Origin of the sequence: Klebsiella sp. ME-303, assembly GCF_007910085.1 — a bacterium.
Taxonomy (GTDB): domain Bacteria; phylum Pseudomonadota; class Gammaproteobacteria; order Enterobacterales; family Enterobacteriaceae; genus Klebsiella; species Klebsiella michiganensis.
On the sequence record NZ_VOJB01000057.1, the window covers coordinates 26,472 to 45,364 of the forward strand.

Below are 18,893 nucleotides of genomic sequence, written 5' to 3' on the forward strand. Positions count from 1 at the left end.
GGGGCTACGGGCTCACTGCCGTCTGCCATACCGTCGCCCGGACAGATGCGCAGCATCGCCTCCGGGAAATTATGCCGAACTGCGCTCTGCTCCCGGGGGCGGCGCAAGCGCCTGCCCGGGCTACAGGTCCACCGCCGTCTGCGAACCCGTCGCCCGGGGAAGGGCCGCAATCAGATCTCCGGGGTATTTTTAAAGCCCATCAGCATCAGCATCGGCTCCTGCTGCGCCCCCGCCGGGTCGAAATGATAGCGATTGCCCTGACGGTCGCCGCCGATATACCACGAGATCTCGGTTTTGCCTTCCGCCAGCGCCTTGCGCACCGCTTTATCGACATCCACCATCCGGTATTCGCGTTTGGAATTGAGGTACAGCGACGCCTCCGAACTGTAGTTGCAGGGCGGGCGATGATTCCAGGTCACGCTGTTCGCGCTCCAGTCGTTGCTCGCCGGATAGAAAAAGATCTGATCCGCGCCGTTGGTTTCCACTTTTCCGCCGTAGATCCGCAGCTGATATTTAAACAGCGAGGCGTCCTGATCCTGAGGCAGCGGCGGGATAGGGAATTTCACCAGCGTCATGGTTTCCGGATTGTGCGTGCGCCCGCCGTTTTGCCAGTTATCGCTGACCACCAGGTTTTCCGGCGCGGGATGGGCGACCGTCGGCGCGGTGCTGTCCACCAGCGCATTCTCCTTCACCGTCGTGAAGCGATACGGCACCGCGCTGCCGCAGTCGATTCCCTTGTTCATGCAGCGCTCGGTCATATAGTGCGCCCCTTCCACCGTCCAGCCGTTCATAAAATCCGCGTGCGCCGTATAGATACTGCCCCAGCGCTCTTCGCGCTTCTCACCGTCCATGATCGGATCCAGGGAGAGCTGAATCTTCGCGGTATCCAGAGATGTAATCTGCGGCAGAACGTAGGCCACATTCATATTCACCGTCGGGATTTTCACCGGATAGTCGCTCGGACAGGCGCCGTTGACGTCGTATGCCGCGTTACTGTGTCCGTGAGCCGGTTTGAGGTTGACCCCATCCCAGCAGTTGGGGAACTGAATACCGATATTAAACTGTACCGCATCGCCACCTTTCCGCAGCCCACAGACTTCGCCGGCCTTGTTGCTGTAGCCTTTGCCGTTAGCGCACAAAAAGGTGATGCGCGAGCTGGGCGCCGAACCGTGGTGATCGCCCGCCAGCAGTTCGAGACCCGCCGGGAACGGGTGCAGCGGATACTGTTCCACTTTGGTGGTCTGATAGTAGGTTTTTTGATACGCCGGCGTCACCACCTGACCATCCGGCAGCTTCATCGATGGCACCCAGTAGGCGGAACCGTCGGCCTTGTTATCGCAGGTGGTTTCCGGCTGGTCGCGCAGCGTCTGATAGGTGGAAACCGCATCGGTATGGGTATTACCAAAAAAATCATGCCACATGGCCTGATTCGGTTTGCCGAACATCATGATGGCGTCATCGCCCAACGTATGGTGATAAGCGCAGACCACGTGGGCCTGCGGGCCGGCATGAGCGGAAAACGCGCCGGCAACCAGCAGCGGCGCGAGAGTTAAAGTGAACGCGTTCAATTTCATTTTGCAATCCTCCTTGTTTGAAGGAGTGCAGAGATAGCAAACGCCCGCCGATGTTACACATCATCAAACATCATTTCGTCTCATCGGCCCGCCCCATCAGGCTCGCGCATGATCCATGAGTACTGAAATGACTTCGGCGCCGGGAAATGCGTGCGCCGACGAAACGACCCCAGCCGCTGCGGCGTGCAGTAGGTGCAGCTCCCCAGCCACTCCATGTTTTCCTCCGGTACGCCCGCGCTGCGCAGCAGGAGGTGGGCAAAAGCCCGCAGATCGAACCACGCATTGTCGCCCGCGGTCGCTTTCGCCTGCTCCCCCTCCGACGCCGCCTGATGGGACAGGAAGAGCTGCTCCCGATGGCGTTTTGCCAGCTCGCCGGCGGGCATCGCCAGCAGCGCCTGGTAGAAGTCGCCGGTGACTTCATAGCAGCAGGGGTGAATATGCGGCCCGCTCACCACCACCAGATCTTGCGGGTCGACGTGATAACGCTGAAACAGCGCAAGGCTATTTTCGATAATCCCGCTGGCCGCGCCGCGCCAGCCTGCGTGCACGCTGCAGACATAGCGCCCATCGCGCGACGCCATCAGCAGCGGCAGACAGTCGGCGGTCACCACGCCCATCTTTTGCCCGCTGACGGCGGTAAACATCGCATCGGCGTGGGGGCGCTCCGCCTGCGGCGCCCGATACTCATGTACGATATTGCTGTGAACCAGTTTAACCGGCGCCATTTCGCTATAGGGAAAGGCGGCGGTTTCATGAACGTCGAGAAAGGCGTAGCGGATACCGGGGATATCGCTCAGTAAGCGGGATGTAAAAGACATGATGCTCGGAAGAATCAATGGATGATGATTTAACCTATGCCAAAGTAGAGAGATGCGCAAGGCGGATTCCCGGGCTACCAGTCCGGTAGCCCGGGCAAGGCGCGGCTTTACCGCGCCGCCCCCGGGAATCAGCGAAAATGCTCAGGCCAGCGCCGTGCGCTTTTGTCGGCTCATCAGCCAGAACACCGCCGCGCCCGCCAGCAGAATGCCGGGAGCGGACGCAGCCATCACCCCGACGGTGCCGGTGCCCAGCGCCAGCATTTTGCCCGCCAGCAGCGGACCGCTCATCGCGCCGAGGCGGCCAATCGCCACCGCCGTCCCCACGCCGGTGGCGCGGATTTCGGTGCGATAGAACAGCGGAGCCAGCGCGTAAAGCACGCTCTGGCCGCCAGTGGCAAACAGTCCGGCGACAAAGCCGGAGAAGAGCATTGCGGTCAGCGAGGACGCGGTCCCCAGCGCCAGCAGCGACGCCAGCATGCCGGTATAGATCAGCAGCGACATCCACAGCGGGCTGAGCTTATCCATCAGCGCCCCCAGCAGCAGCGTGCCGCAGGCGGCGCCAAACTGCAGAACAAACATCACTCCCGCCGCCTCGCTGGGGCTGAACCCCTGGCCGACTAACAGCATCGGCAGCCAGTTGATCAGCATATAGACCACCAGCAGCGTGAAAAAATAGCACAGCCACAGCAGCAGCGTGGCGGTAGCGTTGCCCGGCGCGAGGAGCGTGCGCAGCGGCACGCCCCGCGCGCTGCGCTGAAACACCGGCGATTCCGGCAGCCAGCGCAGCAGCAGCGGCACCAGCAGCAGCGGAACGATACCGCCGATCCAGAACACCGTTTGCCAGGCCGCGGCAAGGCCGAAAAAGCCCAGCGCCGCCGCCAGCGCCGCGCCGATGGGGACGCCGCAGTACATCAGGCTGACCGCCCTGCCGCGAAAGCGGGGGCCGGCGGCCTCGGAGGTTAAGGCAATCAGATTCGGCAGCGCCGCGCCCAGGCCGACGCCGGTCAGCAGCCGGGCCAGCAGCAGCGTGGGATAATTCCACGCCAGCGCAGTAGCGATTGAGAACAGGCCAAAGAGCAGCACCGAGCCCAGCAGAATTCGCTTGCGGCCATAGCGATCCGCCAGCATGCCGCCCACCAGCGCGCCGGGCAGCAGGCCGAGGATCCCGACGCTGAAAATCCAGCCCATCTGCATTTTATCCAGCGCGAACGCCTGCGCCATGCCTACGGCGGCGATGCCTGCCGCCTGCAGATCCAGCCCTTCCATCAGGGCCACCATAAAACAGAGCCCGACGGTTAACATCAGGCGCGAATTGCTTGCAGTCGTTGTTTGGGTCATAGGGTACCTTTGCGATATCCGGACAAGCGGAGCAGGTGAATGGCGGCTGATACGTTGCCAGCCGCGCGTTGCTTTTATTTGCTGCGGTTAAGCAGATCCAGCGCGACGTCGACGATCATATCTTCCTGACCGCCCACCATCCGCCGCTTGCCGAGCTCGACGAGGATATCCACCGCGCTCAGGCCGTAGCGCCCGGCGGCCGCTTCGCTGTGGCGCAGAAAGCTGGAGTAAACCCCGGCATAGCCCAGCGCCAGCGTTTCGCGGTCAACCCGCACCGGGCGATCCTGCAGCGGGCGCACCAGCTCATCGGCGGCGTTCATCAGAGCATACAGATCGGTACCGTGATTCCAGCCGAGCTTATCGGCGGCGGCGATAAACACCTCCAGCGGCGCGTTGCCCGCCCCGGCCCCCATCCCCGCCAGGCTGGCATCGATACGGTCGCAGCCCTCTTCCACCGCGGCGATGGAGTTGGCCACGCCGAGACTGAGGTTATGATGCGCGTGCATCCCGGTGGCGGTTTCCGGCTTCAGCACCGCCTTGAGGGCGCGGAAGCGATCGCGAATATCGTTCATGTTCATCGCCCCGCCGGAATCCACCACGTAAATACAGGTGGCGCCGTAGGATTCCATCTTCAGCGCCTGCTGCGCCAGCTGTTCCGGGGAGGTCATATGGCTCATCATCAGGAAGCCGACGGTGTCCATGCCCAGCTCGCGGGCGAAGGCGATATGCTGCGCGGAAACATCCGCCTCGGTGCAGTGGGTCGCCACGCGCACCACCCGAGCCCCGGCCTGATACGCGTTTTTCAGGTCGTGCAGGGTGCCAATGCCGGGTAGCAATAAAGTGGCGATCTTCGTCTGGCTGACCGACTCCGCCGCCGCCTCAATCCACTGCAGGTCGCTGTACGCGCCGAAGCCGTAGTTAAAGCTGGAACCCTGCAGACCGTCGCCGTGGGCCACCTCTATCGAATCGACGCCCGCGCAATCCAGCGCCCGGGCAATCTGGCGCACATTGTCGAGCGAGTATTGATGACGAATCGCGTGCATCCCGTCGCGCAGGGTCACGTCTGAGATATAGAGTTTTTTGCCGTTCATGCTGCTTCTCCCGCCGCGTCGTTCATCGCCTGGGCCATTTTTTCCGCCGTCGCCAGCGCCGCCGACGTCATAATATCGAGGTTACCCGCGTAGGCTGGCAGATAGTGCGCCGCCCCTTCGACCTCGAGATAAACCGCCGTTTTCAGGCCGGAGAAGCGGCCGACGCCCGGCAGGTTTACCGGTTTATCTTCCGGGATGACCTCAAACTGCACCTGCTGCTTCAGGCGATATCCCGGCACGTAGGCCTGTACCGCCGCCGCCATCTCGGCGATCGACGCGGCAATCGCCTGCTGCGATGCCGCTTCGCTCAGGACATAAACGGTGTCGCGCATCATCAGCGGCGGCTCCGCCGGATTCAGCACGATAATCGCTTTGCCTTTCGCCGCGCCGCCCACTTTCTCAATGGCCTGCGAGGTGGTTTCGGTAAATTCATCAATGTTGGCGCGCGTCCCCGGCCCGGCGGATTTGCTGGCAATCGAGGCGATGATCTCCGCATAGTGCACTTTTGCCACCCGGGAGACCGCCGCCACCATCGGGATGGTGGCCTGGCCGCCGCAGGTCACCATATTGACGTTGCCTTCGGCCAGATTGGCCTCGAGATTGACCACCGGCACGCAGTACGGGCCGATGGCCGCCGGGGTCAGGTCGATCACCCGGATCCCCGGCCTGGCTTCCCGCAGCGCGGCGTCGTTTTTCACGTGCGCTCCGGCGCTGGTGGCGTCAAAAACCACATCGATATCGGCGAATTCCGCCATCTGCATCAGGCCGCCAACGCCCTCGTGCGTGGTGGCGACGCCCATGCGCCGGGCGCGGGCCAGGCCGTCGGACTCAGGGTCGATGCCGACCATTACCGCCATCTCCAGGTGCTGCCCGTGGCGCAGAATTTTGATCATTAAATCGGTGCCGATATTGCCGGAGCCGATAATGGCGACTTTACGTTTACTCATCACTCTCTTCCTCTTTGGCGACAAAGGTCGCCGCCACTGAACCTAAACCGTCGATATGGGCGGCAAAACGATCGCCGGCGGTAATCGCCACCATCGGGCCTAACGCCCCGGTCAGCACGATATCCCCCGCCCGCAGCGGCTCGCCGAGGCTGGCCATTTTGCGCGCCAGCCACACCGCCGCGTTCAGCGGATGGCCAAGACATTCGCTGCCGCGCCCGCTGGAGACCTCTTCCTCGTTACGGGTCATGCACATCGCGCAGTTTTTCAGATCCAGCCCATCCGGGCGCCGCGCCGGGCTACCCAGCACGTAAACGCCGCAGGAGGCGTTATCGGCGACCGTATCGACAAAGCCAATCGACCAGTCGCGAATACGGCTGCCGACCACCTCCAGCGCGGGAAGCACCCAGTCGATGGCGGCGTACAGTTCATCAAAGGTGGTATCGGCATGCGGCAGATCGCGTTTCAGCACCAGGGCGATTTCGGCCTCCACTTTCGGCTGCAGCACCCGGGAGAACGGCACATCGGCGTTATCGCCGTAGCACATGTCGGCAAAAAGGGTGCCGAAGTCCGGCTGGTCAACGCCCAGCTGCTGCTGCACTTTAGGATGGGTCAGCCCCACCTTGCGTCCCGCCACCCGGCGGCCGTTCGCCACGTGGTGCTGCACGTTCATCCGCTGGATGGCGTAGGCCGCTTCCGCGTTGTCAACGCCGAGCGCATCGCGCAGCGGTTCAATCGCCTGGCCGCGGCTTTCCGCCTCACGCAGACGCTGCGCCAGTTGTTCAAGAGATAAGGTTGTCATCAGCACTCCTCAGGTACGCGCCAGAAAATCGAGCACCAGCTGGTTAAAGCTCTCCGCGTGCTCCCACTGCGCCCAGTGGCCGCAGTCGCGATAGATATGCAGTTCGGAACCGTTAATGCCCGCCAGCAGGCGCAGCCCGGCGTCCATCGGTACAAAGCGATCGTTACGCCCCCAGACGATCAGGGTCTGCGCGCGGATTTCGCCGAGACGCGGGCTAAAATCCGGGAACTGCTTCGGGTTGGCTTCCAGGCTTTGGACGAAATTATCCAGATGCTCCCGGCGCGACAGCATATTATTGAGGCGCGCTTCAAACAGCGCGTCGGTCAAATCGCGGGTATCGAAGACAAAGATGTTCATCATCTTTTTCAGGTTTTCGATGGTCGGCTCACGGTACAGGCCGTTCAGCAGCTTGATGCCTTCCGTCGGCATCGGCGTAAACAGGCTCATGCCGCCGGTTCCGCCGCCCATCAGCACCAGTTTGCCGACGCGCTCCGGCCAGCTGAGGGTAAAGGCCACCGCGCTGTGTCCGCCCATCGAATTGCCCAGCAGATGCACTTTGCTGATATCCAGCTGGTCAATCACGCTTTTCAGCACCCTGGCGTTCAGGTCGGAACGGGAGCCGCGGTTGACGATAGAATCGCTTTTTCCCCAGCCGGGGCAGTCCAGCAGAATGACCCGGTAGCCCGCCTCGACCAGCGGGTCGATATTGCGGCTAAAGTTGGCCCAGCCGGTAGCCCCGGGGCCAGAGCCGTGCAGCAGGACCACGGTTTCGTCGCCCTCGCCGCAGTCATTAAAATGGATGCGTAATGTTTCTCCGCCCTCTTCCACGCTGAGGAAACGGCTGGTGGCGGCTTCAGTTTGCGGTTGGTAGCTCATCATATACTCCCGTTAATTCAGTTCTGCGCGGCGGCGCTCAGCGAGCCAAATCCGGCAATCCACTCGGGGATTGGTCGGTAATAGCGGCCTTCGCAGCGCCAGCGGCCAAATGCGGATAGCGCGGCAAAGGCGGCCACCCAGGTTTTAATTTCGTGCGTCGATTTCCCGGCCATTGCCGACAGCTCTTCGTTACTGACGGCATCCAGCTCCGCCAGCCGCCCCTGCTCCAGCAGGCTCATAAAGCGGGTATCCCAGACGGGGTTGAGCGGATAGAGCGAGTTCTGGTCCTCGATAAACTGCTTCGCCGCGCTGATGACCCGCTGCTGGCGCAGTTCACGCTCGTCCGGCGGCAGCTGCCTGCCGCTGCCCAGCAGCCGGTCGCGCATATGGGCATCGGCCTTCGCCAGCTCCGGTACCGGCGGCTGATGCGACAGGCCGCCGGAGCCGAGGATTAATACCCGTTTATTGAGGGTGGTCAGGAAGCGGCCAATGGCTTCGCCCAGCATGCGGGTGCGCTGAAAGCCCGGCAGCGGCGACGCCACGCCGTTGATAAACACCGGCAGAACCGGCAGGGTATCCAGCCCGCCGAGCAGGAACTCCAGCGGTTGCGCAAAGCCGTGATCCACCTGCATGCAGTAGGAGACCGCCAGATCGATGCCCTCTTTCATCACCGCGTGGGCGCAGGCCTCCGCCAGCGCCGTCGGCACCGGCAGAACGCCGCTGGCGCTGCTGAAGTCGCCGATAGCGGTCGCCCCGATGCCTAAACAGAACGGCGGCATCACATCGTAGAAAAAGCCGTTGTAGTGATCGGGAGCAAACAGCACCACCAGCTCCGGGTCGAAGGCGGCAATGCGCGCCCGCGCGTCGGCGATGGTGCCGTTCACTTCGTCCAGCACCGCCTGTTCCGGGTCAACATAGCCCACCAGCGGGGTATGGGAGAGGCAATGAAGATATGCGTTCATATCAGGCCACCTGTTCAATCGTGGTTGCCGCCTGCGCGGAAGCCAGCTGCATCTTGCTCGCCAGCGCGTCGAGCTTTTTGCTCAGGGTTTGCGGGATGGCCACGGTGGCGACGAAGCGGTCCGGACGCACCACGGCAATGGCGGTATCGTGCTGCGCGAACCAGCTTTTCAGGCGGTTTTGCGTATCGCCGACGCGGATAACGCCGGGCACGTTGTCCTGATCGCAATGAATCTGCACCTCCGGCACCACCTGGATAAAGCGCACCCCGACCGCGCGCCAGCGGGCAATTTGCTCATCGTTGAGCCCCCACTGCGGATTACAGCCCCAGGCGATAATGGCGAATCTGGCGCCAATCACCTCATCGAGCAGCGTCACCTGCCCGTTTTCCAGCGTCACCTTCGGCTGGATAAACATTTTGCCGACCGGGGACGTTTTGCTTTCGCCTTCCGCCAGCAGCGCGCCGTCGCGATACTGCGGCATCGGCTTGAAACGCATTTCAAGGAAGTAGCGTTTAACCGGCGGCAGATAGTTGAGCAGCCACGAAACGCCGTCGCGCACCGCGCCGTGCCAGCGTTTCGGCGGCGCCAGGACGTTGCCGGCGGTGACCGACAGGTCGATCATCGCTTTGGCGTGATCGCGCCGCTCCTGCTGGTAGCTGTCCAGCAGCGCCTCTCCGGCTTTGCCGTTCACCACCAGCGCCAGCTTCCAGGCCAGGTTAAAGGCGTCGCGCATACCGCTGTTGTAGCCCTGCCCCTGCCACACCGGCATGATGTGCGCCGCGTCGCCCGCCAGCAGTACGCGATCGACGCGAAAGCGTTCGGCGATGCGCGCGTTGTGGGTGTAGACGCGCTGGCGAATCAGCTCGACGTTATCCGGGTCCGGCAGCACCTTGCTCAATAGCTGGCGCATCTTGCGCGGCTCGCTGAGCTGGGCTTCGGTTTCTCCGGGCATGACCATAAATTCGAAACGCCGTACCCCGTGCGGCAGCGCGGCGGAGACGTACGGGCGCACCGGGTCGCAGCACAGGTAGACGTGCGGCGTCGCCAGCGGATCGTTGGCGATATCAATAACAATCCATTGATTCGGCGCGGTTTTGCCTTCGAAGGGAATATTCAGCGCACGACGAATGAAGCTGGCTCCGCCGTCGCAGGCCACCAGCCAGTCGGCGCGCACGGTTTCCCGCTCGCCGTCGCTGCCTTTGAGGTTCAGGGTGACACCGTCACTATTCTGGCTAAAGGCCTCTACTTCGCGGGAAAACAGGCAGCGCACGTGGGGGAAACGGCTGAGGCCGTCATACAGCACCGCGTCCACCTGCGGCTGAATAAACGCATTGCGGCGCGACCAGCCAAACTCGTCGGTCATCGGCTGAATATCGGCAAAGCAGCGCCCTTTCGGGGTGAGAAAGCGCATCGCGTGCCACGGCGTAGTATGCGGCAGCACGTTGTCGACCAGCCCCACCGCCTGCATCGCCCGCAGCGCCTCATCGTCGATACCGATGGCGCGGGGATAATCGATCAGCGACTCGAGCTTCTCAATCAGCACGACGCTGACGCCCATCTGCCCGAGGTAGTTGGCGATGGTCAGGCCAACCGGACCGGCGCCGGCAATAGCGACCTGCGCGCTGTGCTGTACCGCGGGTTGAATATCAGGATTGGATGTTGTCATTTTCAAAACCTCACGCTTCGGACAAATTGCCGTCACCGCACAACCTTCAGCAGGGCGACTTGTTAAATAAATGTGAATTTATTTTTATTGTGAGGTCAGTATAGGGTCAGTGATTTGCGCTACAATCAAAACATTACCGGATGTGCACCAGGTGCACATGATTGTTTATAATGATTTTTATAGAGGACGCATGAACGAAAACGCTTCGGCAGATTACAAAACGGTGCGCGGATTGAGCCGCGGATTATTGTTATTAAATTTGTTAAATAAATTCGACGGAGGCGCGACGGTCGGCACCCTGGCCGAGTTTAGCGGCCTGCATCGCACGACCGTCAGGCGGCTGCTGGAAACGCTACAGGACGAGGGTTACGTGCGCCGCAGCCGCTCCGATGACAGCTTTCGCCTGACGATTAAAGTGCGTCAGTTAAGTGAAGGATTTCGTGACGAACATTGGATTTCTGCCCTCGCCACGCCGCTGCTTGGCGAACTGCTGCGCGAGGTTTTATGGCCGACCGACATCACCACCCTGGACGTCGATGCGATGGTGGTGCGCGAAACCACCCACCGCTTCAGCCGCCTCTCCTTCCACCGGGCGATGGTCGGCCGCCGCCTGCCGCTGCTGCTGACCGCTTCGGGATTAACCTGGCTGGCCTTCGCGCCGGAACACGAACGAAGCCCGATTGTTGAGATGCTGGCCGCCCGGCCGGAAGCGGAGTATCAGCTGGCGCGCGAGCCGGAAAAGCTGGCCGCCATCCTCGAACGCACCCGGCAAAACGGCTACGGCGAAAACTTTCGCGGCTGGCAGCAGGAGGAGAAAATCGCTTCCATTGCCGTCCCCATTCGCCGCCAGCAGCGGGTTATCGGCTGCCTGAACCTGGTCTATATGGCTAAAGCCATGACCATTGACCAGGCGGCGCAAAAGTATCTCGCCTCGCTGCAGAAGGTCGCTACCCGCATAGAAGAACGGATGTCCGATGAAGAGGTGTTTTACCAATAACCTTGTCCATAGGGGGTAAATCGCCCGCCAGCCATTGCGCCCGGCTTCGTTATATATTTTAATATACAGCGATTCTTCCTTTGCCGCTGAGCCCATCATGTCCAGACATCCGCGCGTTTTCTTTGCTATGGCGCTGTTAAGCGCCAGCCTGTTTGCCGGTCAGGCCTTTGCCGACCGCACCCTCACCGACCAGCTGGGTCGTGAAGTCACCCTCCCCGACCACGTCACCCGCGCCGTGGTGCTCCAGCATCAGACCTTAAACCTGCTGGTGCAGCTTAACGCCGCTGACGACGTCGTCGGCGTCATGAGCAGCTGGAAAAAGCAGCTTGGCCCGCAGTTTGCGCGCTTTATGCCGGCTATTGAGACACTACCGATGCCGGGCGATCTGACGCAGGTCAATATCGAGAGCCTGCTGGCGCTGCATCCCCAGGTGGTGTTCGTTGCCAACTACGCGCCGCAGGCGATGATCCAGCAGATCCAGGGCGCCGGGATCCCGGTGGTGGCGGTCTCTCTGCGCCAGGATGCCGCGGGTGAGAAAAACAAAATGAACCCGACGATGGCCGATGAAGAGCAGGCCTATAACGAGGGGCTGAAACAGGGGATCCGCCTGATTGGCGAAGTGGTCGGCCGTCAGGCTCAGGCCGAAGCGCTGATTCAATACACCTTCAGCGCGCGCAGGCTGGCTAACGCGCCGGTTGCCGATATCCCGGAAAACGAGCGGGTGCGGGTATATATGGCCAATCCGGACCTCAACACCTACGGCTCGGGCAAATATACCGGCCTGATGATGAAGCACGCCGGGGCGCTGAACGTTGCCGCCGCCAGCGTAAAGGGCGCGCGCCAGGTCTCGCTGGAGCAGGTGCTGCAGTGGGATCCGCAGGTGATTTTCGTACAGGACCGCTACCCGGAGGTGGTCAAACAGATACAAAACGACCCGCAGTGGCAGAGCATTGACGCGGTCAAAAATCACCGCGTGTGGCTGATGCCGGAATACGCCAAGGCCTGGGGCTACCCGATGCCGGAGGCGCTGGCGATCGGCGAGCTGTGGATGGCGAAAAAACTCTACCCCTCACGCTATAACAGCGTCGATGTCGAGGCGAAGGCGCGGGAGTACTATCAGCGTTTCTACCGCGTGAAGTGGACGCCGGATGCGTAGTCATCGTCATCCGGCCCTGCTGCAATGTACCCTCGCGCTGGTGACGATCGTGATTGCAATCGCTTCACTCTGCCTCGGGCAGTATCCGTTAAGCCTGGCGGAAGTTTTTCGCCAGCTAGCGCATCTTTCTCCCCTCGACGGCGTCGCCGGCCAGGTGGTGTGGTCGGTGCGGCTGCCGAGGATCGTGATGGCGCTGCTGGCCGGCGGCGCGCTGGGGCTATGCGGGGCCACCTTACAGGGCGTATTCCAGAATCCGCTGGTGGACCCGCATATCATCGGCGTCACCTCCGGTTCCGCCTTCGGCGGGACGCTGGCGATTCTGCTGGGGCTGAACGCCGCGCTGATGATGGCCTCGACCTTTCTCTTCGGCCTTGCCGCGCTGATGCTGGTCTATCTGATAGCCGCGCTGCAGGGGCGCGAAAGCACCCTGGTGCTGATCCTCTCAGGCATTATCCTCAGCGGCTTTTTTGCCGCCCTGGTGAGCCTGATGCAGTACCTGGCCGATAGCGAAGAGACGCTGCCGAATATTGTTTTCTGGCTACTCGGCAGCTTCGCCACCGCCAGCTGGCACAAAGTCCTGCTGATGGCGCTACCGGTAGCCTGCGCCGCGATGGTGCTGTTTAAGCTCCGCTGGCGCATTAACCTGCTGGCGCTGGAGGAGAAAGATGCCCGCGGTCTGGGGGTTGCGGTGACCGGGCTGCGTCGCGGGGTGCTGGTGTGCTGCGCGGTGCTGGTCGCCGCTCAGGTGGCGGTCAGCGGCAGCATCGCGTGGGTCGGGCTGGTGATCCCGCATCTGGCGCGGCTGCTGGCCGGCGCCGATCACCGGCGTCTTCTCCCTACCGCCTTCTGGCTCGGCGGCGGTTTTATGATCGTCGTCGATGACCTCGCCCGCACGCTGATCCAGGCCGAAATCCCCATTGGAATCATCACCGCGCTGCTTGGCGCGCCGCTGTTCACCTGGCTGCTGGTGCAGTCGCGACGCACAGGCGCGCGCTGATGACCCTTTCCCTACAGTTAAGCGACCTGCTCTACGGCCACAGCCGACCGCTGTTCGCACCGCTGAACCTGCAGTGCCGTTCCGGCGATATCTGGGCGGTACTCGGCGCTAACGGCCGCGGCAAAAGCACTCTGCTCGATACCCTGACCGGGGTACTGACGCCGATCGGCGGTGGGTTTACCTGCGCGGGCGGTCTCGCCATCGTGCCGCAGCATTTTCGCCCGGCTTTTGGCTGGCAGGTGCGCGACGTGGTGCTGATGGGACGGGCGCGCCACGTTAATCTGTTCGCTCAGCCAACAGCGGAAGACGAACGTGAGGTGCAGAAGGCGCTGGCGCAGCTGGGGATCGCGGCGCTGGCCGACAAGGTGTTTTGCGCGCTGTCCGGCGGCCAGCAGCAGCTGGTGCTTATCGCCAGGGCGCTGGTGGGCGCCAGCCAGAATATCCTGCTGGATGAACCCTGCTCGGCGCTGGATCTGGCCAACCAGCAGCTGGTGCTGCAGCTCATCAGCGACCTGGCCCATCGCCAGAAGCGCACGGTGCTGTTTACCACGCACGATCCGACCCACGCCCTGCAGGTGGCGAACCAGACCTTGCTGCTGCTGCCCGACGGTGAATGGCTGGCGGGAGAATCAGCCGCCGTGCTGACGGAAGCGAATCTTCAGCGCGCGTATGGTTTAGCGGTACGCAAAGTCCATCCCCCCGGGTCGGCGCTGCCGCTGCTGGCTCCCCAGTTTACGATTCGTCGCTGATAGGCAAAAAACCGGCGTCTTTCAGTAAGCGCTGCCCCTCCGCGCCGAGGATAAAGCGGCACAGCCGCTGCGCCCCGGCGCTCTGTTCAATCTGCGCCAGCAGGTAGTCGCAGCGAACATTCCACGCCGGCGGAATAAGCAGCGTGCGCAGATCGCTGCACGCCGCCATCTGCGCGGCGTAGTGCGCATAGCCGATAAACAGATCGGTTAAGTTTTCACGGATCAGCCACGCCCCGGCGATTTCTCCCGCCGGCACCGGCAGCGAGTCTCGGCCGCCTACCAGCGGCCGCGCGCGCGCCATGATGGCGGCGCCGACGCCGGGACAGCGCTCTTCAATGTGGGAGAAAAGCTGCCAGGTGTAGTCGCCTGAAGGGTCGCAGCCCGGCGTTGAGGTTGCCAGGCGTAGGTCCGGGTCGCTGAGCAGCGCCAGCCACTCCCGCGTCTCGGTTGTTGCGCCGTGGCGGGCGGTCAGCATCAGCTGATTCCGGGCGAACAGATAGCACGCCCCGGCCAGCCCGGCCTGACGCAGCGCCTGCGGATGTTGGCTATTGGCCGAGGCGAACACCGAGCACGGCTCTCCGCCCTCAATGCGCTCGCGCAGCAGCCCTGCCGGACCAAAATGGACCTCGACCGGGATGCCGGTCTGTTGCTGAAAGCGCGCCAGCAGCGGAATGAAAGCGCTTTTCAGGCTTCCCGCCGCCAGCAGCGTTAGGGAGGGAGTCATAAGAACCATCGCTATATAGTCATAAATACAGCGCTATAATAACGCAGGTTCAGGTCATTTCAGTAGCGAATTTCCGCCAGTTCGCGCAGCTGTTCCGGCGTCGCCACCGGCAGGTTAAAGAAGCGCAGATAGGCCGGGATCATTTCAAACAGCATGTCGGTGCCGCGCTGAATGGGGCAGCCCGCCGCCTGCGCCGCCTGCAGTAGCGGAGTGAACTCCTGGGCCATAACCACTTCGCCGACAAAGGTGCCCGGCGTCAGGCGCTGCGGGTCCAGCGGCAGCGGATCGCCCTCTTTCATCCCCAGCGGCGTGGCGTTGACCACCAGATCGTGCCCCTGCGGATCGCGCTGCATCAGCGTAATGTCCAGCCGAGGATAGTGCTCAAGCAGACGCCCGGCCAGCGCTTCCGCCGTCTGCGAACAGATATCGTACAGCGTCAGGGCGCTGACGCCCGCCGCCGCCAGCGATGCGGCAATGGCCGAGCCGACGCCGCCGCTGCCCACCACCAGCGCCCGCGCCCCTCGCGTCTCGAAACCTTTACGCGTGATACCGAGGACAAAGCCTTCGCCGTCAAACATATCGCCGCTCAGCGTGCCGTCGGCTTCGGGACGAATCGCGTTACAGGCGCCCGCTATCGCCGCCGTTGGGCTAAGATGCTGCACCAGCCCGCAGGTGGCGATTTTGTGCGGCATGGTGACCAGCGCGCCAATAATATTGGTCATCTTAAACAGCATCGGCACAAAGGCGGCGTAATCCTCAGGCTTGACGCCCATCGGCACCACTTTGGCGTCAACCTGCTGATGAGCCAACCACGGGTTGTAAATCATCGGCGCTTTAAATTTCGCGGTCGGATAGCCAAGATGCGCTATCAGCCGCGTATTTCCACTAATCACCATTCCCTGCTCCTTTAACAACGACTGCATCACGTTACTGCGAAAGTTCGATACGCTTGACATCGCCCAGGATAAAGACATAAGCCGCCACGCCCAGCAGCGCTGCGCCGCCGATATAAATCAGCGCGTAAAAGAAGTTGCCGGAGGCGGCAACAATGAAACCGATAATCAGCGGCGTCAGGATCCCGGCGAGGTTAGCGCAGAAGTTAAACAGGCCGCCGGTCAGACCGCCAAGGCCTTTCGGCGCGATGTCGGAGATCAACGTCCAGCCCAGCCCGACCATCCCCTGACCAAAAAAGGCGAACGACATCACCAGAATCACTGCCAGATCGCTGGTCAGCCAGTTGGCGGAGATAATGGTGCTCGCCATTAGCAGACCGGCAATGATCGGCAGCTTACGCCCGAGGTTCGCCGAGCCGGTGGCCTTCAGCAGCTTATCGGAGACCCAGCCGCCGAACATCACGCCGCCCGCCGCCGCCAGAAACGGCATGATGGCGAAGAAGCCGACCTTAATCCACGGCATATGGCGCTCGGTGGCCAGATAGGTTGGAAACCAGGTCAGGAAGAAGACCAGCACCGTATTACCGGCAAACTGCCCGATGCTGGCGCCGAGAATCTGCCGTTTCGCCAGCAGCTGGCGGATCAGCGGCCAGCTAAAGGCGGTATGCTGCTCTGCGCCGGTGGACATTCCGCCGCCGTTGACGATGTGCTCGCGCTCCAGCTGATTGAGGTGTTTATCCTCATGCGGCTCGCGATAGCAGCGCCACCACACCAGCGCGAACATCACGCCGGCGGCGCCGACGCTAATAAACAGCGCGCGCCAGCCAAAGCTGCCCATTATCCAGAACAGCAGCGGCGCAAAACAGGCCAGCCCGAGATATTCGCCGACGGTATAGATCGCCGTCGCCTTGGCGCGCTCCTGCTGCGGGAACCAGGCGCTCACCACCCGGCTGTTCACCGGGAAACAGGGGGCTTCGCTGACGCCGAGGCCAAAACGGCACAGCAGCAGGGTTTTCAGGCCGACCGCCAGGCCGTGGAACAGGGTGAATAGCGACCACAGGGTCAGCGCCAGAAAATAGGTGACTTTATTACCGAAGCGGTCAAGAAAGATGCCGCCGGGGATCTGCGCCAGCGCGTAGGTCCAGGCAAAGGCGGAGAATACGATGCCCATCATCGCGGCATCAATACCCAGCTCTGCGGTCAGCTGCGGCGCGGCAATCCCCAGCACCGTGCGGTCGAGATAGTTGATCATGGTGCCGACCGCCAGCAGCGCAAGGATACCGATACGCCGCCGGGAAGGCCGCGCGCCGGACGCGGCGGCCGCCGTCGTGTGATTATGGCTATAAGAGTTCATAGTCGTTTCCTGTCATAGGGTACAGCCGGATGTTGTTATTGTGTTTGCGACGTTGGGTTGTGAACCATTTGCTACATTACTAGGTGTACTGCATTGCTGACAAGCGTACAGCTGCATTTACAGCACCATAAAGTGCGTAACCGTTGCGCCGCTCGGTCAGTTCAAAGAAAAAGCGTCCGGCAGAAAACGGGCGGGTATAAAGGTGCAGGAATTCACCGCCGCTTCCGTCACGATCGTAAAGAATTTCATTATTCTTCAACAGGTTGACCTGAACATCCTCGCCAAAACGGGCCAACAGATCTTCATAGTAGTTCGCCGGGATCGGCAGCGCGTTGACCGCAACCGGTGCCAGGCTGGCGAGCGTGGAGGGTAAATCGTGGCAGGCAAACGCCGCGTGCTGTAAACCTGCTCCCTGATAACAGGCTACCGAACGGGCAATTTGCGTGGCGCGGCTTTGCGAAATATTGAGCGCGAGACGAATGTCGCCCTGCGGACTGCGCACCGCCAGGCTACGCACCAGCCCGTAAGGATCGGGCAGGGTCTGCTCATGTTCGAGCGTAAAGCCGAATACGGTGCGGAAAAAGATGATCCAGTTATCGCGGCTGTCCGCTTCCATGCCGAGGGCCAGATGATCGATACCCCGATAATCGTTGCGCGGCGTGACGTTCGCGCGCAGATGAAAATCGCGGGTGTAGATATCGTCCCCCATCTCAATCAGATAAATAAGGCTGCCGTCCGGGGCGCAAACCGCCGGGATGGGGCTTTCGTTCGGCCCGGCATCGCCCTGCCAGGTGGCGTAGCCTAAGGCGCGGGCGCGTTCCACGATCGCCGCGCTCTGGCTGACGCGCAGCGCCATGGCGCAGAGGGAAACCCCGTGACGCTGGTGAAAATGATCGGCCCAGCTATGCGGCTGGGCGTTAACCACCACCCTCGCCCCGCCGTTGCGCCAGAGGGCGACGCGTTTTGAGCGATGCGTCCCCTCTTCGGCAAAGCCGAGCTGCGTCAGCCTGTGTCCGAGTTCGCCCGCCTGCGCCGGCGTGGCGGCAAACTCGATAAACTCCAGCCCGGCGTAGAGGGGCAGTTCAGCGGAGGAAAACAGCGGCGCCCGGCTTTCCGGCAGCCGCTGACGGACCTGCTCTTCCAGCCACAGCAGCGCGCGATAGCCATCTTTCGCCGTCGCGCCGTTGGGCGATGCGCGGAAGCTGTCGTTAAAGATCTCCAGCGACCAGGGGCCGCAGTAGCCGCGGCGGGTAAGATCGCAGGCAAACTCCACCAGGGGCAGCTGCCCCTGGCCGGGAAAACAGCGGAAGTGACGGCTCCATTCGAGGATATCCATTTTCATCAGCGGCGCGTCGGCCATCTGTACAAAGGTGATTTTTTCCAGCGGCACGTCCGCCAGCTGCGCCAGCGTATCGCCGCGCGCCAGCACGTGGAAACTGTCGAGCACGATGCCCAGCGCCGGGCTATCGACGCTTTTGACCCGCGCCCACGCCTGATGCCAGCGGTTGACGTGGGTGCCCCAGGCCAGCGCCTCGTAGCCAATCGTGATGTGTTCCTGCTCCGCCAGCGCAGCAAGGGCGCGTAAGTCGGCGACCTGCAGCTCGACGTCGGCGGAACAGTCCGGCTGAACGTTGCTGCACAGCAGCAGGGTGTCGCAGCCCAGCTCGTGCATAAGCGCAAATTTGCGCCTGGCGCGTTCCATGTTGGCGGCAAACTGGGCTCGGCTGGCGCCTTCAAAATCACGAAATGGTTGAAAAAGCGTGATTTTTAGCCCTAAATCTGCCGCCAGGTGGCGGATATCGGCCGGCGTACCGGTATAATAGAGCAGATCGTTTTCGAAGATTTCGACGCCCTGATAGCCCGCCGCTGCGATGGCATGGAGCTTTTCGGGTAAGGTACCGGAGATCGAGACGGTGGCGATGGAACGCAACATAGAGTCCTCGGGTCATTAG

Annotated in this window: 17 protein-coding genes; 4 read left to right on the forward strand and 13 right to left on the reverse strand. The window is 62.1% G+C overall.

All coding sequences use genetic code 11. The annotated features are described in order from the left end of the window. Positions 1-170: 170 nt before the first annotated feature. From FQK12_RS03510 to FQK12_RS03550, 9 genes are all read right to left on the reverse strand, one after another. A complete protein-coding gene (locus FQK12_RS03510; RefSeq protein ID WP_014229692.1) occupies positions 171-1,574 on the reverse strand; it encodes a DUF1996 domain-containing protein in 1,404 nt (467 codons plus the stop codon). 80 nt (positions 1,575-1,654) lie between these two features. Beyond that, entirely contained in the window at positions 1,655-2,392 is a 738-nt protein-coding gene (locus FQK12_RS03515; RefSeq protein WP_014229693.1) for a polyphenol oxidase family protein, read from the reverse strand. A 141-nt stretch (positions 2,393-2,533) separates the two neighbouring features. Beyond that, on the reverse strand, positions 2,534-3,730 hold the full coding sequence (gene mhpT, locus FQK12_RS03520; RefSeq protein WP_014229694.1) for a 3-(3-hydroxy-phenyl)propionate transporter MhpT: 1,197 nt from the start codon (positions 3,728-3,730) through the stop codon (positions 2,534-2,536). A 74-nt stretch (positions 3,731-3,804) separates the two neighbouring features. Next, complete coding sequence (gene mhpE, locus FQK12_RS03525; protein WP_014229695.1) at positions 3,805-4,821, reverse strand: 4-hydroxy-2-oxovalerate aldolase; 1,017 nt, start codon at positions 4,819-4,821, stop codon at positions 3,805-3,807. After that, on the reverse strand, positions 4,818-5,768 hold the full coding sequence (mhpF, locus tag FQK12_RS03530; protein ID WP_014229696.1) for an acetaldehyde dehydrogenase: 951 nt from the start codon (positions 5,766-5,768) through the stop codon (positions 4,818-4,820). The genes mhpE and mhpF overlap by 4 nt, the downstream gene beginning before the upstream one ends. After that, positions 5,761-6,567 carry a 2-keto-4-pentenoate hydratase gene (gene mhpD / locus FQK12_RS03535; RefSeq protein WP_014229697.1) on the reverse strand — a complete coding sequence of 269 codons (807 nt, stop codon included), beginning with the start codon at positions 6,565-6,567 and terminating at the stop codon, positions 5,761-5,763. The genes mhpF and mhpD overlap by 8 nt, the downstream gene beginning before the upstream one ends. A gap of 9 nt (positions 6,568-6,576) precedes the next feature. After that, on the reverse strand, positions 6,577-7,443 hold the full coding sequence (gene mhpC, locus FQK12_RS03540; RefSeq protein ID WP_014229698.1) for a 2-hydroxy-6-oxonona-2,4-dienedioate hydrolase: 867 nt from the start codon (positions 7,441-7,443) through the stop codon (positions 6,577-6,579). Between the two features lie 17 nt (positions 7,444-7,460). Then, on the reverse strand, positions 7,461-8,405 hold the full coding sequence (mhpB, locus tag FQK12_RS03545; RefSeq protein WP_004851708.1) for a 2,3-dihydroxyphenylpropionate/2,3-dihydroxicinnamic acid 1,2-dioxygenase: 945 nt from the start codon (positions 8,403-8,405) through the stop codon (positions 7,461-7,463). Position 8,406: 1 nt separating this feature from the next. Further along, a complete protein-coding gene (locus FQK12_RS03550; protein WP_014229699.1) occupies positions 8,407-10,071 on the reverse strand; it encodes a bifunctional 3-(3-hydroxy-phenyl)propionate/3-hydroxycinnamic acid hydroxylase in 1,665 nt (554 codons plus the stop codon). Positions 10,072-10,261: 190 nt separating this feature from the next. Between FQK12_RS03550 and FQK12_RS03555 the strand changes: the two genes are divergently transcribed. From FQK12_RS03555 to FQK12_RS03570, 4 genes are all read left to right on the forward strand, one after another. Beyond that, positions 10,262-11,068: a DNA-binding transcriptional regulator gene (locus tag FQK12_RS03555; RefSeq protein WP_004851713.1), complete on the forward strand. Its 807-nt coding sequence runs from the start codon at positions 10,262-10,264 to the stop codon at positions 11,066-11,068. A 97-nt stretch (positions 11,069-11,165) separates the two neighbouring features. Further along, positions 11,166-12,224, forward strand: coding sequence for an ABC transporter substrate-binding protein (locus FQK12_RS03560; protein WP_014229701.1), 1,059 nt, complete (start codon positions 11,166-11,168; stop codon positions 12,222-12,224). Continuing rightward, positions 12,217-13,221 (forward strand): FecCD family ABC transporter permease, encoded by a 1,005-nt coding sequence (locus tag FQK12_RS03565; protein WP_014229702.1) that lies wholly within the window; start codon positions 12,217-12,219, stop codon positions 13,219-13,221. Before FQK12_RS03560 ends, FQK12_RS03565 begins: the two co-directional genes overlap by 8 nt. Next, positions 13,221-13,970, forward strand: coding sequence for an ABC transporter ATP-binding protein (locus FQK12_RS03570; RefSeq protein ID WP_014229703.1), 750 nt, complete (start codon positions 13,221-13,223; stop codon positions 13,968-13,970). Before FQK12_RS03565 ends, FQK12_RS03570 begins: the two co-directional genes overlap by 1 nt. Here the strand turns inward: FQK12_RS03570 and FQK12_RS03575 are convergent. The 4 genes from FQK12_RS03575 to FQK12_RS03590 form a co-directional block, all read right to left on the reverse strand. Beyond that, on the reverse strand, positions 13,954-14,694 hold the full coding sequence (locus FQK12_RS03575; RefSeq protein ID WP_014229704.1) for a substrate-binding domain-containing protein: 741 nt from the start codon (positions 14,692-14,694) through the stop codon (positions 13,954-13,956). The genes FQK12_RS03570 and FQK12_RS03575 overlap by 17 nt on opposite strands. 59 nt (positions 14,695-14,753) lie before the next feature. Then, the gene (locus FQK12_RS03580; RefSeq protein WP_014229705.1) at positions 14,754-15,590 is read right to left on the reverse strand and encodes a shikimate dehydrogenase family protein; all 837 of its coding nucleotides are present in this window, start codon (positions 15,588-15,590) and stop codon (positions 14,754-14,756) included. A 31-nt stretch (positions 15,591-15,621) separates the two neighbouring features. Further along, the gene (locus tag FQK12_RS03585) at positions 15,622-16,941 is read right to left on the reverse strand and encodes an MFS transporter (protein WP_014229706.1); all 1,320 of its coding nucleotides are present in this window, start codon (positions 16,939-16,941) and stop codon (positions 15,622-15,624) included. Between the two features lie 79 nt (positions 16,942-17,020). Next, positions 17,021-18,874, reverse strand: a complete 1,854-nt coding sequence (locus FQK12_RS03590) for a bifunctional sugar phosphate isomerase/epimerase/4-hydroxyphenylpyruvate dioxygenase family protein (RefSeq protein WP_014229707.1) — start codon at positions 18,872-18,874, stop codon at positions 17,021-17,023. Positions 18,875-18,893: the final 19 nt, after the last annotated feature.